Below are 23,456 nucleotides of genomic sequence, written 5' to 3'. Positions count from 1 at the left end.
CCCTACTCACCACGCTCGGCCATGTAGGAGTCGTACCGGTCTCCCAGCAGGGACTTGAGCAGCGCGGTCGCGGCGCCGGAGGTGCCGGCCGTCTCGCCCGTGCCGTAGATCAGCCGTGCGAGCTGGGAGAGCAGGTAGGGGTGCAGGCCGAGTTCGAACAGCTTCCGGAAGTCCCGGTCCAGGATCGCCGTGCGCTCCTCGGCGGTGAGCGGATAGGCGTCCAGCACCTCCTTCTCGGACGACTCGAACCGGGCCCGCAGTTCGCGGTCCCATTTCAGGTCCTGCACCAGATCGTTGGTCCGCAGCAGCGGGTCGAAGTATTCGAGTGCCATTTCCGGGTCGTCCATTCGTGTAGGCGGAGGGGTCATGAAAGGTCCCAGCGGACCGCGCCGAAGCCGCAGCGCCACTGGTCGACGGCCGCGTACCCCAGGGCCTCGCACGGGCGCGGGCCGATGGCGCCCATGACGACCATCCAGGACAGCAGTTCCGCGGTGCCGCCGGAGCCGGCCTCTTCCATCCGCTCGAACGTCGCGTCGGTGAGGACCTTCTCGTGGTCGCCCTCCACCAGCAGGTCCATCCACCAGCGGTCGAACTTCTCGTCGATCTCCATGTAGCGGGGCCCGCCCGGCTCGTGGGAGAGGCCGCCCGAGCCGAGCAGCCCGACCCGCAGCCCCGCGGGGAGCCGGGTGCGGATGGCCTCGCCGAGCGTCTCGCCGAGCGCGTAGCAGACGCGCTCGCCCGGGACGGGCGGCACCGTGCAGTTCTGCAGCACGGGGACGACCGCCACACCGGTCGAGACGATGTCCGCCATGGTGACGGGGACCGAGAGGTTGTCGTCGTAGCGGAGGTTCTCGCGGACCGCGCGGACGCGCGGCGCCCGGTCCTTGACGCTCTCGTACAGGACTTCGGCCACGTCGGGGCGTCCGGGAAGCTCGTAGTCCGGGACGCGCAGCCAGGGCTTGAACCACTCGTCGGGCCCGGTGTGCCGTTCGGCCATGCCGAAGGTGAAGTCGGCGTAGTCGCTGACCAGCCCGTTCGCGATGTGGTCGTTGGCGATGACCAGGAGCACGTCGGTGCGGGACTCCACGAGGGCGGCGTGGATCTCGGCGTAGGCCGCCAGCACCGTCCTCTGATCGGCCTCGGGGGCCTTGTCGAACCAGCCGGTGAGGCCGGGAGCGTGGCTTGCGGCCATGGCGACGCTGATCTCAGCCATGGTTCCTCCGTCCTGTCTGAGGGTGGGCCGGGGCGGTCCGCCCCAGGCGCGACGCGATCGCGTGGGCGGCCTGCTCGGCGGCGGTGGTCTGGATGCGGTGCCCTTCGGCGGCGTCGGCCGCGGCCGGGTCGCCGAAGTAGCCGTCCGGGGTGACGCGGCGTGCGTGCTCGTAGCCCCGGCGCCATACGGCCAGCTCGCTGAGGCCGAGGCCGCTCGGCTCCAGCCGCGCGCGGACGTCCTCGCGCACCAGGCGCGGGTGTGTGTGCATCATGAGGGACGTCTCCCAGGACCCGGCGTGGACGTCGACCGGACCGTCCGGCGGCCCCTCGTCCGGTCCGTAGAGGGTCAGGTACGGGTCGTCGGCGGCGAGGCCGATGCGCCGGGCCAGCGCGGGTTCGGTCACGAAGCTCGCGTCCGCGTCCGTGCGCTCGCAGGCCGCTTTGACCCCGTCGTGGACGGTGCGGTTATGCAGCGCGTCGCCGTGCCCGGAGAAGCAGAACACGTGCCCGAACCCGTCGCGCGCCATCCCGGCGAGCAGGTCGACCATGACCTCCCGCATCAGCTCGGGCCGCACCCCGTAGGACGCGGGGAACGCCCCCGAGACCACGTTGACGCCCCAGTAGTAGGGCGGCACGATCAGCGCCTCGACGCCGCGTTCGGCCAGCAGCGCCCGGACGGCGTGCAGCCGGGCCATGGGCAGGTAGACGTCCGTCCCGGTCGGCAGGTGCGGGCCGTGCTGCTCGATGACGCCGAACGCCCAGAGCAGCACCGCGCCCGACCGGGCGGCCGCCTCGACCTCGTGCCAGGTCAGTTCCGCCAGCGTGCCGGCGAGGACGTCGCGGGTGCCGTCATCCATCGCGGCCCTCCCCGGGACGGGCGCGGTCGCCCTGGTGGTAGGTCTTGGCCCGCTGCACCTGCGAGTAGACGTGCGCGCGCAGCTCCGCGAAGCGCGGGTCGGAGCGGGTCGCCAGCTGCTCGCGCTCGGCGGGCAGGTCGATCGGGATGTCGTCCATGATCACTGTGGGGGCGGCGGAGAGCACCAGGACGCGCTGGCCCAGGTACACCGCCTCCTCGATGTCGTGGGTGACGAACAGCACCGTCATGCCGAGCCGCCGCCACAGCTCGCGGGTGAGGTCCTCCAGCTCCGCGCGGGTCTGCGCGTCCACCGCGGCGAACGGCTCGTCCATGATCAGCACCGCCGGCTCGTAGGCGACGGCGCGGGCGATCGCCACCCGCTGCTGCATGCCGCCGGAGAGCTGCCAGGGGTAGGCGCCCGCCGCGTCCGCCAGGCCGACCGACTCCAGCGCCTCGGCCACCAGCTCGCCGCGCCGCCCCTTGGGAACCTTCTTCTGCTTCAGCGGCAGCTCGATGTTCCGCGCGACCGACAGCCACGGGAACAGGCTCCGCCCGTACTCCTGGAACACCACCGCCATGTTCTCCGGCGGCCGCAGCACGGGGCGGCTCTCCAGCACCACCTCTCCGCCGCTCGGAGTCAGGAGGCCGGCGACGCACTTCAGAAGGGTGGTCTTGCCGGCCCCCGACGGCCCCACGATGCAGGCCAGTTCTCCGGCGGGGATCCCGAAGGTGAGGTCGCGCACCGCCTCCACGGTGCGGCCGGCCGTCTGGTAGGTCTTCCTCAGCCCCCGCACGTCGAGCAGGACCGAGCCGCTCCCGGTGCCCACCGCGGCGGGGGACGCGATATCCGTGCCGGTCATGACTTTCCTTTCTGGGCTTGGCGCCATCCCCGGTACCAGCGCAGCGCGCGCGCCTCGAACCGCCCGAACAGCAGCGACAGCAGGAACCCCAGCAGGCCGAGCAGGAGGATCCCGCTCCACATCTCCGGGATCTCGAACCCGCGCTGGAACTGGACGATCGTGTAGCCGAGGCCGCTGGAACTGGCGAACATCTCGCTGATCACCATGAGGATGATCGAGATCGACAGCGCCTGCCGCATGCCGGTGACGATCTGCGGGGAGGCGGCCGGCAGCACCAGGCGGCGCAGCCGGGCGGCCCCGGTCAGGCCGTAGGAGCGGGCGGTGTCGGCCAGCACCTCGTCGATGGCGCGGACGCCCTCGGCCGTGTTGAGCAGCACCGGCCACATCGACCCGATGACGATGACGGTGATCTTCATGGTGTCGCCGATGCCGACGAACAGCATCAGCACCGGGATCAGGACGGGCGGCGGGACCGCGCGGAAGAACTCCAGCACGGGCTCGGCCAGCAGCCTGACCCGGCGGCTGGACCCCAGCAGGACGCCGAGGGTCACGCCGAGCGCCACCGCGCCGAGGTACCCGGCCGCCAGGCGGGCGACGCTGGGGAGGACGTCGTCGACGAGGCGACCGGAGAACCACGTCTCGCCGAACGCGCTCAGGATGGTCCGCAGCGGGGGGAAGTAGAAGTCGGTGCTCGAAGCGGTCAGCACCCACCAGAGGGTCAGCAGCACCGCGGGCAGCCCGAGCAGGTAGCCGAGCCGTCCGGCGCCGCGGAGCACGGTCCTCATGCCGGCACCTCCGTCCGCATCGACGCGTGCCAGGCCAGGACGCGCCGCTCCAGCGCCCGGGTCAGCAGGTTCACGCCGACGCCGAGCGCGCCGGTGACGAAGATCAGCGCGTACATCTCGGCGACGGCGTTGCTCGCCTGGGCGAGCCCGATCGCGCTGCCGAGCCCGGGGGACCCGATGATGAGCTCGCCCGCGACGGCCAGGACCAGCGCCACCGAGGCCGCGAGCCGCACGCCCGTCAGCAGGTACGGAAGCGCGGTCGGCCAGATCAGGTACCGCAGCCGGCCCCACCGGGAGAACCGGTAGGCGGCCGCGGTCTCCCGGGCGACGGGGTCGACGTCCTGCACCCCGTGGATCGCCTGCACCAGCACGGGCCAGCTCGCGGCGTACACCACCAGCAGGAGCGTCGAGCCGAGCCGCGTGCCGTAGAGCAGCACGGCCAGCGGGACGAGGGCGACCGAGGGGATCGGGCGCAGGAACTCGATGGTCGAGGCGGTCGCCTCGCGCAGGACCGGGACGCTGCCGATGAGCAGGCCCAGGCCCAGGCCCGCCGCGACCGCGATGGCCAGCCCATACCCCCAGCCCCGGAGCGTGTCGAGCAGCGCGCCCCAGAACTCGGAGCTGCCGGCCTCACCGCCCAGTGCCCGGACGATCGCGCTGAACGGGGGCAGCTCGTCCGGTGAGATCACGCCCGTCCGCGGCAGCACCTCCAGGAGGGCGGCGAAGGCGGCGACTCCGAGCAGGCCGAGGAGCGGGTCGGGCACGGCGACTCCGCGCCGCCGACTCTTGATCACCATGATGTCCTCGTCAGGTCACTCGTCATGTCACGCGGCATGTCACTGGGCGAACAGCTCGTCCAGCGGACGGGTGCTGCCGATCAGGCCGGTCTCGACGGTGAGCTGGGCGAGCGGCGCGATCTCGGACTTGCCGGCCTCCGGGTTCCAGCCGGGCAGGGTCACCTTGTCGCTGAGCCCCGGCTCCAGCTTCAGATAGCCGTTCAGCGCGGCCCGCGCCTCGTCCGGGTGCTGCTCGGCGTACTGGAGCGACTCCTTCAGCGCGGCGGAGAACCGCTTCACGACGTCGGGGTTCTTGGCCGCGTACTGCTTGGAGGTGAACCAGCCGGCGAACGGCAGGTTCGCGCCCATCGCGGCGTAGCTGACCGGCAGCGGCCTGGCGCCCTGGCCCTTGGTGACCGTGATGAACGGTTCGCTGAGCATCGCGGCGTCCACCTGGCCGGACTTCAGCGCGGCGGGCATGTTGGGGATGGGCACCTCCACCAGGGTCACGTCGCTGGTCGCCAGCCCGTTCTTCTTGAGGACCGACGCGACGGCGACCTCGTTGATGCCCTTGAGGGTGTTGATCGCGATCTTCTTGCCCTTGAGGTCGCCCACCTTGGCGATCCCCGGGTTCGCGGTCATCAGCTGACCGGATCCGTCCTTCACCGGGTCGTCGGAGGCGCGGGCGCCGACGGAGACCATGGTCACCGGCACGCCCTTCTCGCGGGCGACGAGCAGGCTGACGAGGTTGGAGTAGCCGAACTGGAAGTCGCCGCTGACCACGGCGGGGACGATGGCGGCGCCGCCCTGGGCGTCCTGCGTGGTGACCTTCAGCTTGTGGCGGGCGAACACGCCCTTGCTGATGCCGAGCTTCACCGGGGCGATGTCGATGATCGGGATGACGCCGAGTTTCACCTCCGCCTCGCCGGAGGCGGAGACCTCGCCGTCGGCGCCGGAACCGCAGCCGGTGAGGGCCGTCAGCCCCAGCACGGCGGTGGCCGCGCCTGCGATGAGCGGTGTGAGGCGCCTGCGGCGGCCGCGTTGGAAGAAGGACATGTCGGTACTCCTGGGCGAAGGCGCGGTGGGCGCGGTGGGGCGTTAGTGGGTTCCAGTGAGTGACAGGGCTCCGAGTGAGTCGAACGCCACGGAGACGGTGCCGCCGGGATGCAGGGGGACGGCGTCGGTGAGTCCGCCGGTGAGGACGATCCAGCCGGGTTCGATGGCCAGCCCTCGCTCGGCCAGCCCGTTGGCGGCGAGCGCGAGAGCGTTGGCCGGGTGCCCGAGGACGGCCGCGCCGGTCGCGGTGTCGACGGTGTCGCCGTCGACGCCCAGCCGGCAGGACTCCTCCGCCAGGTCCAGTCCCCGGGGCTGGACGGCGTGGCCGGAGATGACGAACCGGCAGGCGGAGGCGTTGTCGGCCACCACGTCCGGCAGGGCGAAGTCGAAGTCGCGGTAGCGGCTGTCGATGACCTCGAACCCGGCGTGCACGCTCTGGACCGCGCCCATCGCCTGCTCCGCCGTGACGCCCGGGCCGCTCAGCCGCGCGCCCATGACGAAGGCGATCTCGGGCTCGACGCGCGGGTGGATGAAGTCCCCCACGGCCAGCGGCTCGCCGGGCGTCAGGGCCATCGCGCCGGTGAGCCAGCCGGTCAGCGGGACGTCGACGCCCATCCGCCGCTGCTTCGCGACCGAGGTCAGTCCGAGCTTCACCCCGACGACGGTCTGCCCGGCGCTCGCCTTGCGGGCGAGCAGGGCGTCCTGGATCCGGTAGGCGGTGCCGAGGTCGAGGTCCGGCCACCCTTCGGTGATCCTCGCTCCGTCCTCGCGGCCGTGCTCGCGGCGCAGCAGTTCGCCGACGGTGGTGTCGATCGTCCACTCGGACATGGCGTGGTCCTTCTCTCGTGCAGAGCCAGGGCGGGCGTCCCCGGGCGGGCGGCTCAGCCCGTCCCGGACACCACCGGTGCGATGACCTGCGATGTCGACGCGTCTCCGTGACGCATCAACCTAAAACACCTAATGGATATATTCAATAGGTCCATACGATCTGTTCAAGATCTGGTGAGGCGAGGGCGCAGCACGAGGGGCGGGCGCAGGGGCGCACGCAGGAGGGCGCACGCAGGAGGGCGCACGAGGGCGCGCGAAAAAACGGCGCCCGCCCCGCGGCTCGTTGCCGCAGGACGGGCGCCGTGGCGACCGTGCCGGTCAGATGGCTCCGGCGGGAGGCCTCGTGGTCGAGTTGGTCCAGCGCTTGTTGGTGTCGTTGACGTCCCGCTCGACGGAGGTGAGCTCCACCTTGAACGGGATGCCGGGCCGGCCGCCGACCTTGACCAGGAACCGCCCCCGTCCCGGGGGCTCGCTGTCCCGCCCGAGCTCGGGGTTCCACGACGGCGGCGTGGACCAGTCGACGATCATGCGTTCCTCGATCGAGGACATCCGGACCACCTCGTTCACCATCGGCATCTCCGCCTGCGGCAGCCCGCCGCAGATCACCATGCCCGCGCGCTCGGCGAAGCCCTTGGCCTTGAGCCGGTCCGCCCGGTCGCTCAGCGACAGCAGGTCGGCCATGGTGTGCGTGATCATCACCTGACCCGTGCCGCGCTGCCGGTTGAGGCGGGTGAGGGCGTCGACCCGGTCCACCAGGCCCCGCCCGGACCGCAGCACCCGCCACAGCTCGTCGAGCACGACGAAGAAGTGCCGCTGCGGTTCGAGCCCCTCGTCGGCCAGCGCGTGCGCGGCCTCGATCGAGCCGAACCCGTCCGACCAGCACGCCAGCAGGACGGCCGCCTGCAGCTCGGCGTCGGCGTCGTCGATCCCGCTGATGTCGATGCAGACGCCGCCCGGATTGTCCAGCTCGATGGCGGTGGTGGTCTGGTGCGCGAACGTCTCGCCCATCGGACCGTCCAGGACGCCGAGCAGGGAGGCGTGCAGCGGGTCGACGGCCGCGCGGTACCGCGCCTCGTCCCCGCGCGCCAGGGTCACCGCGCGCAGCCGCTCCGGCCCGTCGTCGATCACCTTGATGAGGTCGGGCAGCACGGGCACGCCGCGGTGGCGCTCGTCCAGGACTCGGAGGGCCGCATTAAGGACGGTGCGCTCGGTGTCGGCGATCGGAGCCCCGCGCAGCAGCGTGACCAGCGCGCTGACCATGTTCAGCCGGCGGCCGTGCGCGTCGGCCATCAGCTTGTTGCGCGCCGCCTCGGGGAGCCTGGCCGCCGCGCCCGCCGTCGCGCCGGGGTCGAGCACGTTCAGCGAGCCCAGCCCGCGGCCGAGCTTGATGATCTGCCCGCCCATCGCCCGGATCAGATCGACGTAGTCGGGCTTGAGGTCGCCGAGGACCATGGGAAACACCCCCTGCCCGACCAGCCCGACCACCATGCGGCGGATCAGCGTCGACTTGCCCAGCCCCGGCTTGCCCAACAGCAGGGCCGACGGGTTGTGGATCAGGTTCGCCCGCTGGAACCACGAGATCGGATCGCAGCACAGCGCGGCGCCGGTGGTGAGCTCCCGGCCGAGCGGCACCCCCACCATCGGCGTCCCCGACCCGGCCCCGAACGGCCAGAGCCCGCACACCTGGACCGTGGTGCCGCGCCACTCAGAAGGCATCTCCACGTAGGAGGCCCGGCCGCCGCCCCGGCGGGTGAACCCCCGGAACCCCGGCTTGAGCTCGGGCTTCTCCTTCTTGCCCTTCTTCGCCTTCCCGCCGTCCTGTTCGGCGGGAGGCGCTTTGGTCACGCCGCCGGGGGCCGGTTTCGCGGAACGCCTCACAGGGACTCCCTCACCAGTGCCGGCACCTGAAGGTGGTCGGGAAGGACGATGCCCAGCGGGAGGGCGGCCGCGAACGCCGACGCCTGCGACCCGTACATCTGCCGCAACCGCAGCCGCGCGGGGCCCGTGAGGGTGTCGACGGCGGCCGCCGCGACCGGAAGCTCCTCGGCCGAGCGGACGGTGGCGGTGACAAGGACGGTGAACCGGATGACCCCCGCTCCCCGGGCCTCCTCCAGGGCCGACTGGTCGCTCTTGATGACGTCGATCTCGTTCCGGGCGGCGCTGGAGGCGCCGTCGAGACGGAACCGCGAGTCGCGGCGGTCCCGCTCCACGATCCGGGCCGCGGAGGCCGGATCGTGCGGCCGGTAGAGGAAAGTGACGCGCTTGCGGGCGATGTCGTGGTGCGGGGCCACCAGCCCGGTCATCACGTTGGACAGCACCTCGCCTCGCGGCGCCTCCGACATGCCCCAGGTGATGGAGCAGCCGCTGTCGTGGACGTAGTGGTCCCACGACTCCTGCGCCGCGACCGGCCCGGCGTCCTCCCAGCGCGTCTCCTGGTCCTCGGCGGACTCCAGGACCGTCTGCGCGTCCGGGTCGTAGGCGATCCGGACGGCGCGGGCGAGTTCCTTCGCGGTCAGCGCACGGGCGGACCCGGCGCCGGTCATCGACAGCCCGGAGACCAGCCCGGGGATGCGCATGCCGATCTCCCGCACCATGGCGTCCTGGTCGCGGCGCTTGCCCCCGAGGTGCGGCAGGGCCGCGTAGGTGACCGCGATACGGGTGGAGACCCGCGCGCTGCCGACCGGGTAGTTCCAGACGATCTCGTCCAGGGCCTTCCGGGCCAGCTCGGGCGCGTTCGGGTCGGTGTTGGCGTAGATCTCCTCCCGGAGGCGGGTCCCGGTGTCGGGGGCCGTCTCGATGGTCACGCTCGCGGCGACGAGGCCCGGCTCGTAGCTCAGCGAGGCCATCCACTGCCCCCAGTGGGAGACCCACGTGTCGATCTGGCTCTGGTCGACCAGCGCCGCCCCTTCGGCGTTGCACTCGAACACCACGGTGTAGTGCTTCGTCGAGGGGATCACGACCAGGGCGAACGGGCGCCCGTAGGAGTCGCGGCCCTCCACCAGCCGGGACTGCGCGAGCAGCCCCGGAAGCCGGCACGAGCCGTGCGGGACGACGCTGAGCGGTCCCGAACGGTAGAGGTGCCACCCCTGGGAGCGCCCCGACCACCAGGTCACCCGCGCCGTGAGCGACTGGAGGGCGGTTCGCCCGTGCGCGTCCTGGATGACCAGCGGCAGCATGACCAGCCCCAGCAGCACGACGCCGATCAGGCTCACCATCAGCGACACCGTCGCGATCAGGGTGATGGTGATCAGCCCGATCATGAGGATCAGCGTGCCGGCCAGCCCCAGCCGCCCGATCCCCGGGGAGACCGGCTTCCGCCAGTTCCCGTAGGTGGGTTCACGATAGTCGGACGCCACGTCGGTTCACCTCATTCCTTCGGCTACGGACTGCCACTTGGACCCCTCCCGCCCCCGGTGCTGCCGCTCGGGCCGCTGTTCCCGGAAGGCGGTGTACGCCCGGGGTTCCCGCCCGAGGGCCCGCCCGAGGAGGAGCCGGGGTCGGGGGGCCGGTAGCTGGGAACCTCACTGCCATTGCCCCCGATGGAGGAGAAGTCAGGATCGGGGACGTCGTACGCGGGAACGTCGTACGCGGGGACGTCATACGGGGGAACGCTGGAGGAGGGGTCGGCCCCCGAGGGGCCCTGCGGATCCCCGCCCGAACCGTAGTCCGGACCACCGCCCGGACCGTTGCCCGAACCGCCGCCCGTGTTACCGCCGGGTGCGCCGCTGGGCGAGCCGCCCGGCCCGCCGCCGGGTCCGCCGGGTCCGCCGCCTTGGCCGCCGCCCGGCCCACCCGCGGGTCCGCCGCCGGGGCCGCCGCCCGGACCGTTGTTCGGAGGCGGAGTCGGTGCACCGCCACCTGAACCGCCGCCCGGATTACCGCCGCCGCCCCAGCCGCCGCCACCACCGCCGCCGCCCGTCCGGTTGCTGCTCACCGGAGTCGCCGCGCTGCCGCTGCTACCGCCGCTCAGCAGGCCCGTGACGAAGCCCGCCGCCCGTCCGCGCATGGTCATCGCGGTACCGCCGTAGGTGAAGTGGCCGACCTGGCGGATGCCGAAGAAGCTGAGCCCCTCCGTGGCCGCGGGCATCACCGCGCGCATGGTCGCCGGCAGGGCGAACACCGACCCGGCGGCGAGGGCCAGGCCGAAGAGGCGGTCGGCCTCGAACTTGGACGCCATCAGCGCCAGGGCCCCGGCGTCGATCGTCGCGATGACCGGCTTGACCACGACGAAGGAGACCAGCAGGCCGACGCACTGCCGGTAGGCGGCGTTCCCGTAGGTGCTGAACCTCGCCGCGGCGAGGGCCGGCAGGATCCCGACCAGGATGATCAGCGCGCCGCTCCGGAAGAGCATCAGCACGAACTGGATCGCCGACGATAGCGCCGCGGCGAGGGCGAAGAAGGCCAGGATGAACGACGTGTCGCCCTGGTCGCCGCCGAGCAGGTCGAGGCCGTTCTTCCAGTTGTCGATCCAGGCGTCGTCCTTCGGCCCCATGCCCTCGATGATCCAGTGCGAGTACCTGTCCCCGGCGATGTTCAGCAGGTTGACCAGCGTGGCCAGCGTCAGGATGATGACGGCCAGTTCGAAGAACTGGGTCATCGCCTGCCGGAACGGTTCGCCCTTGCGCTGGATCGCGATCCTGAAGGCCGCGACGAGGAACCCGGCGAACGCCATCGCGGCGACCAGCCAGTTGGTGTACTCGCGGAGCATGAAGAGCACTCCGCCCTTCTCACCCGTCAGCTGCACGCTGTAGGCGCTGTCGCTCATCCACCAGGTGAGGAACGTCTGGAAGGTGGACAGCGCCCAGTCCAGCAGTTTGTTGACGAGCCACGCCCATGCATCGTTGAGCAGATCATCCATCAGGAACCACCTGGACGGCACGGAGCGGGAACCACGAAGTCGATCGACACACGCACGATGGGCTTTCTTCTCAGAAGGGATCGACCAGAAGACTGATGAAGGCGATGGCCAGCCCCGAGCCCGCCATGACGCATGCGATCATCACCCATCCCAGGCCGACGGCATGCGCTCCGAACTCGCCCCTCTTGTGCTTGAGCGCCATATTTCCGCCGATGAGTATGAAGCCCAGCACGCAGGCCGTCAGAGCGGTCCAGAGCAGCCAGCGGAGCAAGGGCTCCACCGGTTCGGTGATCGCGCCCACTCCCTTGGCGTGGCCGCGCGGCAGCGCCGCGTCGGGCCTGGCGTTGATGTCCGGCTTTCTTCCGACGGGGGGCTTGAGTACCTTCGTCTGCTTATCAGAATGGTCTTTGATGCACTGCTTCGGGAACATCCCGCTGGTGTGCTGCCACTGATTGCAGTACTCCTCCACTCCCCCCACGCAATCGATCTTCTCCTGGTCGGTCTTCAGGTCCCAGCAGGAGTCGTTCTTCTTGTCTTCCTTCGGCCACTGGGCCGTATTACTGGTGTTGCAGTACCCGTCCGGATCCGAGTCGCTCCTGCGAAGGCAGACCTTCAACTGGTACTTCGGCTCCGTGGTGCGCTTGTAGTTGGGGATCTGCGCCTCGTCGCACTTGCCTTTTTCGCCCGCGCGCACGCTGACCACTTCTTCCCCGTCGACGAGGGCATAGCCGCGCGCCAGGTGGCCGTCGCTGTTGTGGTCGCACACCCTGATCCGGCCGGTTTCGGGGTCGAACTGGAGCTTGCCGCCGGGGTCGGTGTCGATGGTCTCGATGTCGTCGGTCTTGTCCCAGTCGACCGGCGCTCCCAGCGCCGCCAGCCCGACGGTCGCCACCCGGCCCGGAACCCGGCCGGCCGGGAAGGCGTCGACGGCGAGCCGAACCTGTCCGGCGGCGAGCGGATCCACCGGCTGAGAGCGTTCCAACGCCTGCGTCCCGGGCTGCCCGCTCAGGACGACCTCGGGCACGGGAGCGGGCAGGAGGCCGATCACGAGCAGGGCGGCGCCCAGCGCGAGGAGCGCGGCGGACAGGACGGACCCGCGCCGGCGCACGGGCCCCCCGCTCCTGCGGCCCCTCCCGCCCGCGGCACCGGGGTGTCGGGGCGCCGGCATCAAGAAGCGAGGTTTCTGACGATCAATCCCGCGCTCACGATGAGCAGGCAGCCGAAACCCACGATGAACATGCTTCCGATGTGGCTGCCCCCTTCACCCTTCTTGTGCTGGATCCCCATCCGGGCGCCGATGATGACGAAACCCGCCACGCAGGCCAGCAGTCCGCCCCAGGCGGCCCAGCCGAGCAGCTTCTCGAGCTTCTTCGCGAACGGCGGCGCCTCGCCCTGCCCGGGGTTCGGGATGTCCCTGGCAAGGGCGACCGCATGGTCGAGCAGGTGGGCCGTCCACGTGATCGTCGCGTCGAGCATGCGCGTCCTCCGAGATGAGTGGGTCGAGGTACTGACCAGCCGTGCGCAGGCGGTGGGCGACTAGGCCGGGTCACCGGCAGGTCGCGGCACATCCACCGCCCCAATGATCGATAAGCCCCCCCGGAAGGGGTCTGGCGCCGGTCGGGACCGGACCGGCGGGGCACCTTCCGAGCACGGTTCTGTGCTTGTACTGAACGGTCCGGGGGCCGAAGTGATCGTCAAGCGCCGCGCGGCGGCGACTCTGACACGATCACGCGGGTACCAGACCGCTCATGTCGCGGACCAGACGTGCGTAGCCGGCGGGGAGCCTCACCTGGTCCGGCGGGTCGCCGAGCCGGAAGGCCTCCACCCACGGCAGGTCCCAGAGTTGGGGCACACCGCCGGCGATCAGTCGGAGAAGATCCGCCAGCGGTTTCGGACGCTTCCCCGGAGCGTCGGCCACCACTGCCAGACCCACCAGTTCCACGCCCGGGAGGACGCCCGCGGCCCACTGCGCCACGGCCGTCTGAGCGGCGCACAGCCCGGCCGCGTGGCTCCTGGCGACCAGCAGTACCTGAGACCGGCCCGCGGGTGCGGGCGTCGGCCAGTAACGTCCTGCGCTCACGCTGCCCGCGATGAGCGCGGCCAGCGTCGAGGCGCCGGCTCCCCCGTGGCACGAGGAGAGCCAGAGACCCGGGGCCCGGCCGTTGTAGCGGACCAGCCCGAGCGCACTCCTCGGCACGGGTCCTTGTTCTGCGGGTATGACCGCCTGTGCGGCGAATCCCTCGCCTGAGGGCCGCCCATGCTGCACCGGGTACGCGGATGCGCCCGGCATGCCCGGCGAAGCCTCCGGGCCGTTCCCCCCGCGCTGCAGGGCGTCGCTCTCAGTTGCCTGCATCACGGGTGCCCACCTCCGGAAAAGTCGCGAGCGGCTCTGCGCCCGCCGGCACCGGCTCTGCGCCAGTGAAGATCAACCGTACTACCGTGACCGTCCGTGGGCTGTCATATCCGTCAACTCGCCACGTTCCCGTCTCTCCGCTACTCGCTCCCCCGAACCGGGGCACGCGGGACGCAACAAGCACCTTGCGTCACCGCACGTTGACCGCACTGTCTTGGTCGGTGGGTCCCAGGCGGCTGGGGCATGCCCGAAGAGCACGCCGACGGTGGCGGCTCGGCGCTCCGTCCCCCCGGTGGGGGAGAGCGGCGACGGCACCGCCGATCTTGGAAGGTCACGTCATCAACTGTTCCGGGAATGACCCTCGATGGTGACTTTCAGCCTGGGAAAGTTCATCCTCAGGACAGGCTGCCTCGGGTCGGTCGCCATTCTTGCGCTCATGGTCGCGGTGATGTTCGTAGCGATTCAGAACGTCCTTTCGGGCGGCATCACCAACGTGTGCAGTCCGTTGAATCCCGGCGGCCCCGTCCCTCTGAGTCCGGCGCCCAAGCCGAGCCCCGGAACCGGGGGCCCGACCGTGGCTCCGGTGTCCTATCACCGCAGTCCGGGTAAAGGACCGCTCGATTCCGGAGCCGTGCAGAACGTGGCCGCGGCCGCCCCGGCCGCCGCGAACAGCATCCCCGCCAACTACGTCAAGCTCTACCAGGCCGCGGGGCCCAAGTACGGCATCCCCTGGTACGTGCTCGCCGGGATCGGAAAGGTCGAGACCGACCACGGCCGGTCCACCCTGCCGGGCGTTTCCTCGGGGGAGAACTTCGCCGGTGCGGGCGGCCCGATGCAGTTCCTGCAAGCCACCTTCAACGCTTATGCGATCGACGGCCCCACCATCGACGAGAAGGGCGAACTCGGCAGGCCCGACGGCAAGAAGAGCCGCTACGACCCATCGGACGCGATCTTCAGCGCAGCGAACTACCTGCACGCCAGCGGCGCGCCCGCCGACACCCGAAAAGCGATCTTCGCCTACAACCATTCCTGGGACTATGTGGACCTGGTGCTGTCGTGGGCCGAGCGCTACGCGGGCGGGAAATTCTCCCTCGGCGGGGCCAACAATGCCGGAACCTCCTGCACCTCGTTCGGCGAGGCCGGCAACTGGAAGCCCGGATCGGCCTGCCCCGGCGGCGGGGCCATGGTCGCGGGCAACATCACCAGGCGGATGGCCTGCGTCCGCGACCAGATCAAGACCCAGTTCGGCGTTCCCCGCGGGATCGGCTGCTACCGCAAGGAGGGCGGCATCCCCGGCGGCGGCGAACACCCCCTCGGCCGCGCCTGCGACTTCATGATCAGCTCGGGGGCGCCGGACTCCGGCGAGGTCAAGCTCGGCTACGACATCGCCAACTGGGCCAAGGCCAACGCCGAACGCCTCGGCATCGACTACATCATCTACCGCCAGCACATCTGGAACCCGACCCGGGCCGCCGAGGGATGGCGGCAGATGGAGGACCGCGGCGGCCTGACGGCCAACCACTTCGACCACGTCCACATCTCCGTGCTGGGTGACCAGCGTGCCGCCTGACCGGCGGGCGGCCTGACCGCGCCGCACCACGAACCCGCCCACCACCTTCCAGGAGGAGCCCATGGCCGCCCCCGGCCGCCCGCCGCGCCTCGTGTTCCTCGTCGCGCTCACGTGCGCCGTCGCCTCCTGCGGGTCTCCCCGGACCACACCGGACACCAAGGCCGCGCCCTCCGCCGCGATCTCCTCACCGGCACCCGCGTCCGCGTCCCCGTCGCCGCCCGGCGGCCTGCCCGACCTCACCCGGCTCGACCAGCACGACGCCACCGCGGTCTCCAAGGCGGCGCTCACCCTGATGTGGATCGTCGACTCCACCACCGATCACAGCCAGCGCGACGCCTACCAGCGGGCGGCCCCCCTTCTGGACGAGGCCTACAAGGCGTCGGTCGCCGCTCAGCCCGGCGGCCTCGTTCCCGGGCAGTGGACCGAGCACCGCGCCTACGCCAAGGTCCGCCTCACCCCGCAACGCCCCCAGGGCGACGTCCCCACCGACACGCCCACGCTGGCTCACCGGGGCTGGGCGATCACCGTCATCCCCACCGGCCGGGACAAGTGGAAGGGCGCCCCGGTCCACGCGACCGCGTTCGTCACTCTCAAGCGCAAGGACCCGGGCGCCCCGTGGCGCGTGTCGGCGGTCGGAACCGCGTGAAGCGGCCACCTGATCGCCTCGGAAGCGGCATGACCAGCGTGAACGCAGGGCTCGTCCCGCACATCGGGACATCACGATCGAGGAGGAGGCTCCATGGCCGGTAACGACGACGACGACGTTTACGTGGTCTTCATAGGTATTGGCCTGGTGACCGCCCTGCTGGGCGGGGCGAGCAGTTTCCTGACATGGCTGGCGGGCCAGTTGTCCGGCGTCCTCTCGGGCGGCGGATGGCCGGACTCCAGCCCGACGGACTGCCTGCACATCACCTGGAACCTCCTGCGCCATCCCACCGATCCGCGCGGTGCGTGGCCGCCCGTGGCCGCGGCGGCCCTGGGGTCGGCCCCCATCTTCTTCGCCCTGCTCGCGGTGCTGCTCACGTCGACGGCCGTGGGCGCCTACATCCTGATCCGGCTCCTGATGAACTGGCGCCGCCACCGGACGTTCCGCCGGCTGCGGCTGGGATTCGCCTCCGGCTGGGAGGTCCGCCAGCTGCTGAGCGCCCGGACCGTCCAGAGCAAGGCCGCGCAGGTCCGGCCGTCCACGCAGAACGTCCCCGCGCGCTCGGTGAGGCCCGAGGATGTCGGGTTCTACATCGGGAGGGACATCAGGTCCCGGCGCAAGCTGTACGCCTCGCTGGAGGACACCGCGGTCATCCTCGCGGCGCCGCGGCAGGGCAAGGACGTCCACTTCGTCACGCCGTTCACCATCGACGCGCCCGGCCCCTGCATCGTCACGTCCAGCCGGCGGGAGACGTTCATCAACACCGCCATGGTGCGGGCGCAGTTCGGCGAGGTCTACGTCTTCGACCCGTACAACTGGACCGGCTGGCCCAACCGGATGCGCTGGTCGCCGCTGCAGGGCTGCGAGGACCCGAACGCGGCCGCGGTCCGGTCGGGGACGCTCGTGCAGTCGAGCGGTTTCGATCTCGGGCACGAGGGTGGCCATCTGCTCAGCGGCATCGTCACCATCATCCGCTGCCTGCTGCACGCCGGCGCGATCGGCAGGCTCAACTTCCGCGAGGTGATGCGCTGGGTCTACGAGGCCAACGGAGAGGAGGCACTGGAGATCCTGCGCCAGGGCGAGCGCGAGGGACGGGTCGGTGCCGGATACTCGGGGACGCTCGAGTTCAACATGCGGAACCAGGACCTGTGGGCCGGAGTCATCCAGGTCATGTCGTGCTTCTCGCAACCCGAGGTGCTGGCGGACTGCACGCCGGATCCCGGCGAGGAGTTCGACTTCAAGAAGTTCCTCCAGGGCCGGAACACCCTGTACTTCGTCGCCAAGAAGCAGAGCGACTGGGGTGGCATCGCCCCCATCGTCACGACCATCATCGAGCAGTACTTCCGCAGCGCGCGCGGTACGGCGATGAAGAACCCGAGCGGCCGCCTCGACCCGCCGCTGACGTTCGAACTGAACCAGGTGGCCGATATCTGCCCCCTCGGCGGCCTGTCCACCTACATGGGCGAGTCCGGCGGCTACTCCATCAGCGTGCACGTCTACCTGACGTCGCTGGCGGAGGCTCGCAAGGTGTGGGGCTCGGACGGTGCCGCGTCCATCTGGGACAACGCCACGGTCAAGATCATCTCGGGTGGCTCCGGCACGGCCAAGGACCTCTCCGACCTCTCCGACCTCGTGGGCAAGCACGACGGGAAGCAGATCCTCAGCCCCGAGGAGCTGCGGACCATGCCGTTCGGCCGCGCCGCCGTCGTCGCCGGCACCGCCCGTCCCGTCGAGATGTGGCTCACCCCCTGGTGGAAGCGCAAGGACCGCGAGGTCATCGCGCGGGGCAAGGCGGCGGCCGAGGCGCTGATCCAGAAGATGCACGCGGGCGCGCCCGCCGCGCCCGCCGCGCCCGCCGCGCCCGCCGCGCCCGCCGCGACCCACGACCCGGGCGTGGCGGGCGACGACGACAGCGACGCATCGGCCGTCGTCTGGTGAGAGGGCGGAGCGGTCGGCGGACCGGGGGCCCGCCGGGTTGCGCGATGACGGCGCGCACGGACGTCTAGAAGAAATGGGGCACTAAGATCGACGGGTCAGCGAGGAGGGTCTCTGTGCCGACGTCCGACCATCCCGGCCGGTGCCCGCGATGATGGTCACCACGCCGAACGTCATCGTGGCGGGGCACCCGGACCTCGCGCGCAGGCTGCGCGGCACCGGGCGCTTCCCCGCCGTGTTCGACGCCGCCTCCGCCAGCGGGCTCCGGGACCTGTCCAAGAGCGGCGAGGTCCGCGCCCCGGCGGCGTTCCTGTTCGCTCCCGACTTCGACGAGGACCTTCCCGGCGCCGGCGTCCCCTTCCTGGCCGACAGGCTGGCGGCGAGCGGCCACACCGTGGTCGTCCACGGCTTCTTCACCGAGCGCGGCGACGTCTTCGCCCCGGAAGTGATCGCGACGGCCAAGCCGCTGACGCTGAAGGAGCTGCTGGAGCTGCTCGGCGCCGCCCGGCCCGAGTCGCCGCCGGCCTCCGCCGGGACGACGTTCACCTGGCCGTCCGACGGTCCCCCGCCCGAGCTGCGGGTCAGCGCCGCCGAAGCTCCCGCCGGCATCGGTGCCGGTGCCGCCGGTGCCCGCGCCAATGACTCGTCGAGCCTGATCCCCGGGTACGGCGGGCTGTCGATGCTCCATCGCGGCACCGGCTCGGTGACCTATCGCGCGGTGCGGGAGGACTCCGGCGCCGTGGCCGCCGTCAGGGTGCGCCTCGACGGTTCCGAGACCCCGCTGGACGAACTGGCGGCCCTCGAACGCGCCTCCCGCAGCGATCACCTGGTGAGCGTGCTGGAGAGCGGCCGCGCCACGACAGGGCAGCTGTACACGGCGGCCGTGTACTGCCCCGGCGGCGCGCCCGCGCCGGAGCCCATGCCGGTCGGCGACGCGGTCCGATACGCGATCTCGACGGGATGGGCTCTGCAGGCGCTGCACGACGAAGGGCTGGTCCACGGCGACGTCCGTCCGGGCCGGATCCTGCGCGGTGAGGCGGGACCGCTGCTCACCGGCGCGGCCACCGCACGGGGACTGGCCGCGCACGCCGCGCCTGGCGTCCTGGAGCCGGTCGCCAGGGAACGCGTCAACCCCGCGTTCGCTCCTCCGGAGGCGCTGCGGCAGGAGCCGCAGACCGCGCAGTCCGACGTGTACGGGCTCGGGGCCACCCTGTGGGGCCTGCTCGCAGGGCGCGCCCCCTTCGCCGCCGACGGGCAGCGCGCCCCGGACGGAGCGGTTCCCCGGGTGCCGCGCGACGACGTGCCGGAGTGGCTCGCGAACGCTCTCGGAACGGCGCTGGCGAACGAGCCGGCCGACCGGTACCCCACGAGCCGGGCGTTCGCCGAGGCGCTGGAGGAGGGCCTCCGCGCCGCCCCTCCGCAGGACGGCCGAGTGGCGGGCGCACCGTCGGCGCCGTGGGACACGTCGGCGCCGGAACCCGATCCGGCACCGGTCGCCGCCTCGGAACAGCCGGCGACCATCGTGGACCAGGAGGTGCACTTCGCGGAACCTCCGGCACCGGCCGCGACCCACCAGGCGCCCTACGCGAACCAGCAGGCCCCCTACGCGCAGCCCCAGGCGCCCTTCGGGGCGCCCCAAGCGCCTTACGCGGAGCCCCAGGCCCCCTTCGGGGCGCCCCAGATCCCCTTCGGGGAGCCCCAGGCGCCGTTCACGAACCAGCAGGCGCCCTTCGGGGAAGGGCATGCGCAGCCCTCGTACCAGCACGTGCCCTTCGAGGAGCCGCAGGCACCGCTCACGGATTTCGCGGACCAGCCCCTGCACTTCGCGGAACCGCAGGGACCGTTCACCCAGCAGGAGGCGGCGCCCGCGAGGTCCAACCGGCCCCGGATCGTGCTGCTGGCCCTGGTGGGGCTCGTACTCGCCGCGATCGTGTTCAGCGCGGTCTCCCTCTTGACGGGCTCAGGGTCGGCCGAGCGGCGCGGTGCGGACTCTCCTCCGGCGTCGAACCCGGCCTCGTCGGCTCCCGCTTCGCCCGCTCCCGCCTCGTCCGCTCCCGGCTCGGGCTCGCCGGCGCCCACGTCCAGCCCGACGGCGGTGCGGCCGGAGACCAGGTACAGCCCGAGCCAGGTGCGGATCGTCGACAGCCGGGTCTCGATCGAGATCAGCTGGAAGGACGCCACCGGGGGCAAGGCCGCGTACTACGTGGTCGGCGGCCCCGTGGGGCGCACACCGTCCACCATGGCGAACGTGCCGGCGGGGACGGCGAAGGCCACGATCCTCGCCCTGAACCCGGGCGTGGACTACTGCCTGACCGTCGTCGCCGTGCTCGACGTCGACCGGGTCGCCTACGCCAAGCCCATCTGCACTCACCGAGGCAAGCGGGCGGGCTGAGCCGCCCACAGCGGCGCGCGCGGGTCCCACCACCACAGCAGGCGGCGCGGGAGCGGCCGGGAGCGGCGCAGCGCGACGGTCGCGAAACGGACCTCCGCGACCGTGAACGCGGCGTCCTCCGGGGTGACCGAGCCTCCGTAGCGGGCGGCGTTCATCAGCCCGCCCACCCTGCGCAGCCGTTCGGGATCAACGCGCGGCAGTTCCCTCGCGAGCCGCTCCGCCATCTCGACGGGGGTGGCGGACGCGGGAACGGGCAGGCCCGCGACGCGCGTCGCCACCAGCAGCTCGATCCAGGCCCTCCGGATCCGGTCGGGGGCGGTGCCCCTGCGCAGCCGGCGGAACCGGATCGCGCCCAGCATCGGGGTCCCGAGCAGGAAGGCCAGCAGGACCAGCGCCGGGAGGACGAGCAGGATCTCCTCGTGGGAGCCCGAACCGGGGCGGCCACCGCCGCCCGTGCTGCCCCGGCCGCCGAGGTCTTGGGCGTCGGGACCGTCAGACTGCGAACCGTCTTCTTCGGTCTGCGCCCCCGAGGGCGTCGGCGCGGACACCGGCGTGCGCTCCCGCGGGTTCGGGTCGTAGGGCACCCAGCCCAGGTCACGGAAGTAGATCTCGCCCCAGGCGACCGCGTCGCCGGTACGGACCACGCGGTCGCGGTCGCCGATCCCCGGCCCGAACCCGACCGCCACCCGGCTCGGCAGCCCGGCCGCCCTCGCCAGCACCGCGAACGCGCTGGCGAACTGCTCCGACGTCGCGCCTCCGCCCTTGCGCCCCGGGGCGACGAGCAGTTTCGCGAGTTCGGCGTAGCCGTGACCGCCCGGGGCGCCCGGCTTGAAGGTGTAGGACTTGCGCAGGTACTCGGCGAGGCGGGACGCGCGCTGGTGCGCGGTGCCGTCCCCGGCGGCCCTCGCGGCGATCTCCGCGAGCTTCGGCGGCGCACCGGGCGGCAACCGGAGGTAGCGCTGGTCCTCCTCGCCGGAGGCCGTCACGGCTTTGGCGGTCCGTGCTCCGCTCCACTCCGGGACGTCCCCCGTCGCCGAGTACGTCCGCCCGGCCACCGGGCCGTCCGAGGACAGGAGCGTGCCGGAGTCCTCGTCCTGCTCGACCGCGAGGCCGTCCACGCGGACGGGGGCCCCGGGAACCGGCACCCAGCCGCCCGGCAGCTTGCCGACCGAGACGCGCACCGTCGTCCGCACCGGGCTCGGAGGCGTCTCGGCGGGGGGCAGCAGGTTCGCCCCGCCGGGAAGGTAGGTGCTGTCGGGCAGCCAGGTGGGCCCGGTGAACTCGGAGAGCACGGCCCACCGCAGCTCCGTCTTCGGACCCGACACGTTCATCAGCGGAAGGCCGGGATCGGCGGACCATGCCGACAGGTAGGACAGGGGGTTGCGTTCCTGGGTCGGTGCCGCGGGGGCCTCGGCGGCCCTGCGGGGATCGGCCGCCTTCACCGGCCAGTCCGTCAGCACGCCGGACGCGCCGACCACGGCGACGGCGCCGGGCAGGGCCACGGCGCAGGCCACCGCCGCGACCGCCGCACCGGTGCGCGGGCGCGGGCGGCTCCGGGCGGGCGCGGCTCCCGTGCCCGCCAGGTCCGGTACGCGCACGGTGAACCCGGCGCTCGCGGTGTCCGGGCGGGGACGCGGTGCGGCGACCAGCAGCGCGGCGGCGCCGGCGGCGACCAGGGCGGCCGACCAGTAGCCGGGCCCGGCCGCCTGCGGGTTCAGCGCCGCGGCCCCGCAGAGGAGCAGTACGCCCGGCAGCAGCGCGGGCAGGACGCGGCCGTCACGGCACAGCACCGTCGCGATCGCCGCGGCGAGCCAGACCGCCGCCACCGGGAACGCCAGCAGGTCCACGGTCACCGGAGCCTGCGGCGCGGTCGTCAGGATGCGGGCGCCGGAGTGCAGCACCGCGTCCACGGCGGCCGGCACCGGCCCCTTGACGGGCCCGGGAGCCCAGGCGGCGAGCGCGACCAGCCACAGCGCGGCCACGGGCAGGCCCGCCGGGATCGCGGCGGGCCCGCCCCCGCGCAGCATCCGGTACGCCGCCGACGTCACCCCGGCGGCGAGGGCCGCGGTGACCGCCAGCACGACGAACACGGGAAGGGGCCGGTCGTATCCTGCCGACAGCAGCGGCGCCGGTGCGGCCGCTGCCAGCGCCACGGCGGCGGACGACAGCGCGGTCCGGATCCGGGTCACCGCGCCCACCACCTGCTCTCGCTCCACCGCTCGGCGAACCCGGCCGCGTCGGCCGCGCGCAGGAGCCGCACCCCGGCGGGCGGCGCGAGGCCCCCGCCGCCGTCGTCGCCGGGGCCGATCAGGCCGACGAGCGAGACGGTGTGCCGCGCCGCGAGCGGTCGCATTGCCGCGGCGACGTCCTCGTCCGCCGCCGTCGTGGACAGCAGCACGATCGCGCGTCCCGTCGGGGCGGAGCGCAGCCCGGCGCAGGCGGCCGGGAAGTCCGCGCCGGGGCGGGCCGCCGCCTCGGCGAGCACGTCCAGGTGCGCGGTGACGCCCGCCGCCGCGGCCGAACGCGCGCCGCCGGCCGTTCGCAACTCGACCGGGACGTCCGGGCCGGACCGCACGATCGACGCGGCGGCCTCCACGAGGACGTCCAGCTCGTCCGGGCCGTACCGGTCGTCGACCAGCACGGTCATGCCCGTGCCGGCGGAGTCGGCGTGCTCGCGGACCATCAGGCGCCCGCGGCGCGCCGACGTCCGCCAGTGGATCTGGCGCACGTCGTCGCCGGGCGCGTGCTCGCGCAGGCCCGCGAAGGCCCCCTCGGAGGCCCGGACCGACGCCGAGGAGGTGTCCCGGCCGCCGCCGCCCGCCGCGGGCACGGGGACGAGGTGGTGGTGGCGCGGATGCACCAGCACCCGGACGGGCACGTCGTCGGCCGCCCGGACGGCGCGGGCGAGCCCCAGCGGGTCGGTGCGGACCAGATGGAGCGGCCCCGCCTCCACCACACCGCGCCGCTGCGGGGTCAGCTCGTAGCGGATCACGGGGCGGGCGGGGCCCAGAGGCAGGACGACCGGCTCTCCGGTCCCGGTGACGTGCTCGGCGACGGCGGCGCTCCGGGCGCCACCGTCCGCGGCGACCTCCAGGACGACGGTCACGGACTCTCCGGCGCGGACCCGCGACGCGGTGAGCCGGCGGCCGACCCGGGCGGCCGGGAGCCGGCCGGCGAGGCCCATGGCCAGCGCGACGGCCGGGAAGGCGAGCGCCCCCAGCACGCCCGGCGCGAGGTAGCCGAGACCGAGGCCCCCGCCGCACAGGACGGCTCCGGAAACGAGCAGCGCCCAGCCGCGGACGGTGGGGCGGGGGGTGCCGCCGGCCACG

The 23,456-nt window shown here is 72.5% G+C and carries 20 protein-coding genes; 4 read left to right on the top strand and 16 right to left on the bottom strand.

Annotated elements, in window-relative coordinates; all coding sequences use genetic code 11:
• Nucleotides 1-2: 2 nt before the first annotated feature.
• The 14 genes from AB0C84_RS04835 to AB0C84_RS04770 all read right to left on the bottom strand — a co-directional run bounded on the left by AB0C84_RS04835 (nt 3) and on the right by AB0C84_RS04770 (nt 13,428).
• The gene (locus AB0C84_RS04835; RefSeq protein ID WP_361061175.1) at nt 3-332 is read right to left on the bottom strand and encodes an extradiol ring-cleavage dioxygenase; all 330 of its coding nucleotides are present in this window, start codon (nt 330-332) and stop codon (nt 3-5) included.
• Between the two features lie 32 nt (nt 333-364).
• Entirely contained in the window at nt 365-1,213 is an 849-nt protein-coding gene (locus AB0C84_RS04830) for a hypothetical protein (protein WP_361061173.1), read from the bottom strand.
• The gene (locus tag AB0C84_RS04825) at nt 1,206-2,069 is read right to left on the bottom strand and encodes a creatininase family protein (protein WP_361061171.1); all 864 of its coding nucleotides are present in this window, start codon (nt 2,067-2,069) and stop codon (nt 1,206-1,208) included. Before AB0C84_RS04825 ends, AB0C84_RS04830 begins: the two co-directional genes overlap by 8 nt.
• Nucleotides 2,062-2,871, bottom strand: coding sequence for an ABC transporter ATP-binding protein (locus tag AB0C84_RS04820; RefSeq protein WP_361061366.1), 810 nt, complete (start codon nt 2,869-2,871; stop codon nt 2,062-2,064). Before AB0C84_RS04820 ends, AB0C84_RS04825 begins: the two co-directional genes overlap by 8 nt.
• A 53-nt stretch (nt 2,872-2,924) precedes the next feature.
• Nucleotides 2,925-3,713 (bottom strand): ABC transporter permease, encoded by a 789-nt coding sequence (locus tag AB0C84_RS04815; RefSeq protein ID WP_258944511.1) that lies wholly within the window; start codon nt 3,711-3,713, stop codon nt 2,925-2,927.
• Nucleotides 3,710-4,510, bottom strand: coding sequence for an ABC transporter permease (locus tag AB0C84_RS04810; RefSeq protein ID WP_361061169.1), 801 nt, complete (start codon nt 4,508-4,510; stop codon nt 3,710-3,712). Before AB0C84_RS04810 ends, AB0C84_RS04815 begins: the two co-directional genes overlap by 4 nt.
• A gap of 39 nt (nt 4,511-4,549) precedes the next feature.
• Nucleotides 4,550-5,545: an ABC transporter substrate-binding protein gene (locus tag AB0C84_RS04805; protein WP_361061166.1), complete on the bottom strand. Its 996-nt coding sequence runs from the start codon at nt 5,543-5,545 to the stop codon at nt 4,550-4,552.
• A gap of 42 nt (nt 5,546-5,587) precedes the next feature.
• Nucleotides 5,588-6,373 (bottom strand): fumarylacetoacetate hydrolase family protein, encoded by a 786-nt coding sequence (locus tag AB0C84_RS04800; protein ID WP_361061164.1) that lies wholly within the window; start codon nt 6,371-6,373, stop codon nt 5,588-5,590.
• A gap of 318 nt (nt 6,374-6,691) precedes the next feature.
• Nucleotides 6,692-8,251 (bottom strand): ATP/GTP-binding protein, encoded by a 1,560-nt coding sequence (locus AB0C84_RS04795; RefSeq protein ID WP_361061162.1) that lies wholly within the window; start codon nt 8,249-8,251, stop codon nt 6,692-6,694.
• The gene (locus AB0C84_RS04790) at nt 8,248-9,729 is read right to left on the bottom strand and encodes an SCO6880 family protein (protein WP_361061160.1); all 1,482 of its coding nucleotides are present in this window, start codon (nt 9,727-9,729) and stop codon (nt 8,248-8,250) included. Before AB0C84_RS04790 ends, AB0C84_RS04795 begins: the two co-directional genes overlap by 4 nt.
• A gap of 23 nt (nt 9,730-9,752) precedes the next feature.
• Complete coding sequence (locus tag AB0C84_RS04785; protein WP_361061158.1) at nt 9,753-11,231, bottom strand: G-protein coupled receptor; 1,479 nt, start codon at nt 11,229-11,231, stop codon at nt 9,753-9,755.
• A gap of 70 nt (nt 11,232-11,301) precedes the next feature.
• Entirely contained in the window at nt 11,302-12,339 is a 1,038-nt protein-coding gene (locus AB0C84_RS04780; RefSeq protein ID WP_361061156.1) for a hypothetical protein, read from the bottom strand.
• Nucleotides 12,340-12,398: 59 nt separating this feature from the next.
• Nucleotides 12,399-12,707, bottom strand: a complete 309-nt coding sequence (locus tag AB0C84_RS04775; protein WP_179845651.1) for a hypothetical protein — start codon at nt 12,705-12,707, stop codon at nt 12,399-12,401.
• A gap of 250 nt (nt 12,708-12,957) precedes the next feature.
• Nucleotides 12,958-13,428 (bottom strand): DUF6668 family protein, encoded by a 471-nt coding sequence (locus AB0C84_RS04770; protein ID WP_361061154.1) that lies wholly within the window; start codon nt 13,426-13,428, stop codon nt 12,958-12,960.
• Between the two features lie 787 nt (nt 13,429-14,215).
• On the opposite strand from AB0C84_RS04770, the gene AB0C84_RS04765 reads away from it, so the two are divergent.
• The 4 genes from AB0C84_RS04765 (at nt 14,216) to AB0C84_RS04750 (ending at nt 20,127) form a co-directional block, all read left to right on the top strand.
• Entirely contained in the window at nt 14,216-15,154 is a 939-nt protein-coding gene (locus AB0C84_RS04765; RefSeq protein ID WP_361061152.1) for a lytic transglycosylase domain-containing protein, read from the top strand.
• 61 nt (nt 15,155-15,215) lie between these two features.
• Nucleotides 15,216-15,800: a hypothetical protein gene (locus tag AB0C84_RS04760; RefSeq protein WP_361061150.1), complete on the top strand. Its 585-nt coding sequence runs from the start codon at nt 15,216-15,218 to the stop codon at nt 15,798-15,800.
• Between the two features lie 93 nt (nt 15,801-15,893).
• Nucleotides 15,894-17,738 (top strand): TraM recognition domain-containing protein, encoded by a 1,845-nt coding sequence (locus tag AB0C84_RS04755; RefSeq protein ID WP_361061148.1) that lies wholly within the window; start codon nt 15,894-15,896, stop codon nt 17,736-17,738.
• 148 nt (nt 17,739-17,886) lie between these two features.
• Nucleotides 17,887-20,127, top strand: coding sequence for a protein kinase (locus tag AB0C84_RS04750; protein WP_361061364.1), 2,241 nt, complete (start codon nt 17,887-17,889; stop codon nt 20,125-20,127).
• Here the strand turns inward: AB0C84_RS04750 and AB0C84_RS04745 are convergent.
• Together AB0C84_RS04745 and AB0C84_RS04740 are read right to left on the bottom strand one after the other, a co-directional pair.
• Nucleotides 20,103-22,343, bottom strand: coding sequence for a transglutaminaseTgpA domain-containing protein (locus AB0C84_RS04745; protein ID WP_361061146.1), 2,241 nt, complete (start codon nt 22,341-22,343; stop codon nt 20,103-20,105). The two genes, AB0C84_RS04750 and AB0C84_RS04745, sit on opposite strands and share 25 nt — an antisense overlap.
• Entirely contained in the window at nt 22,313-23,455 is a 1,143-nt protein-coding gene (locus AB0C84_RS04740; RefSeq protein WP_361061143.1) for a DUF58 domain-containing protein, read from the bottom strand. Before AB0C84_RS04740 ends, AB0C84_RS04745 begins: the two co-directional genes overlap by 31 nt.
• Between the last annotated feature and the right edge of the window lies 1 nt (nt 23,456).

The sequence above is a fragment of the Actinomadura sp. NPDC048955 genome (genome assembly GCF_040649435.1).
Classification (GTDB): domain Bacteria; phylum Actinomycetota; class Actinomycetes; order Streptosporangiales; family Streptosporangiaceae; genus Spirillospora; species Spirillospora luteofluorescens.
This window is presented reverse-complemented; position numbering and strand designations above follow the sequence as displayed.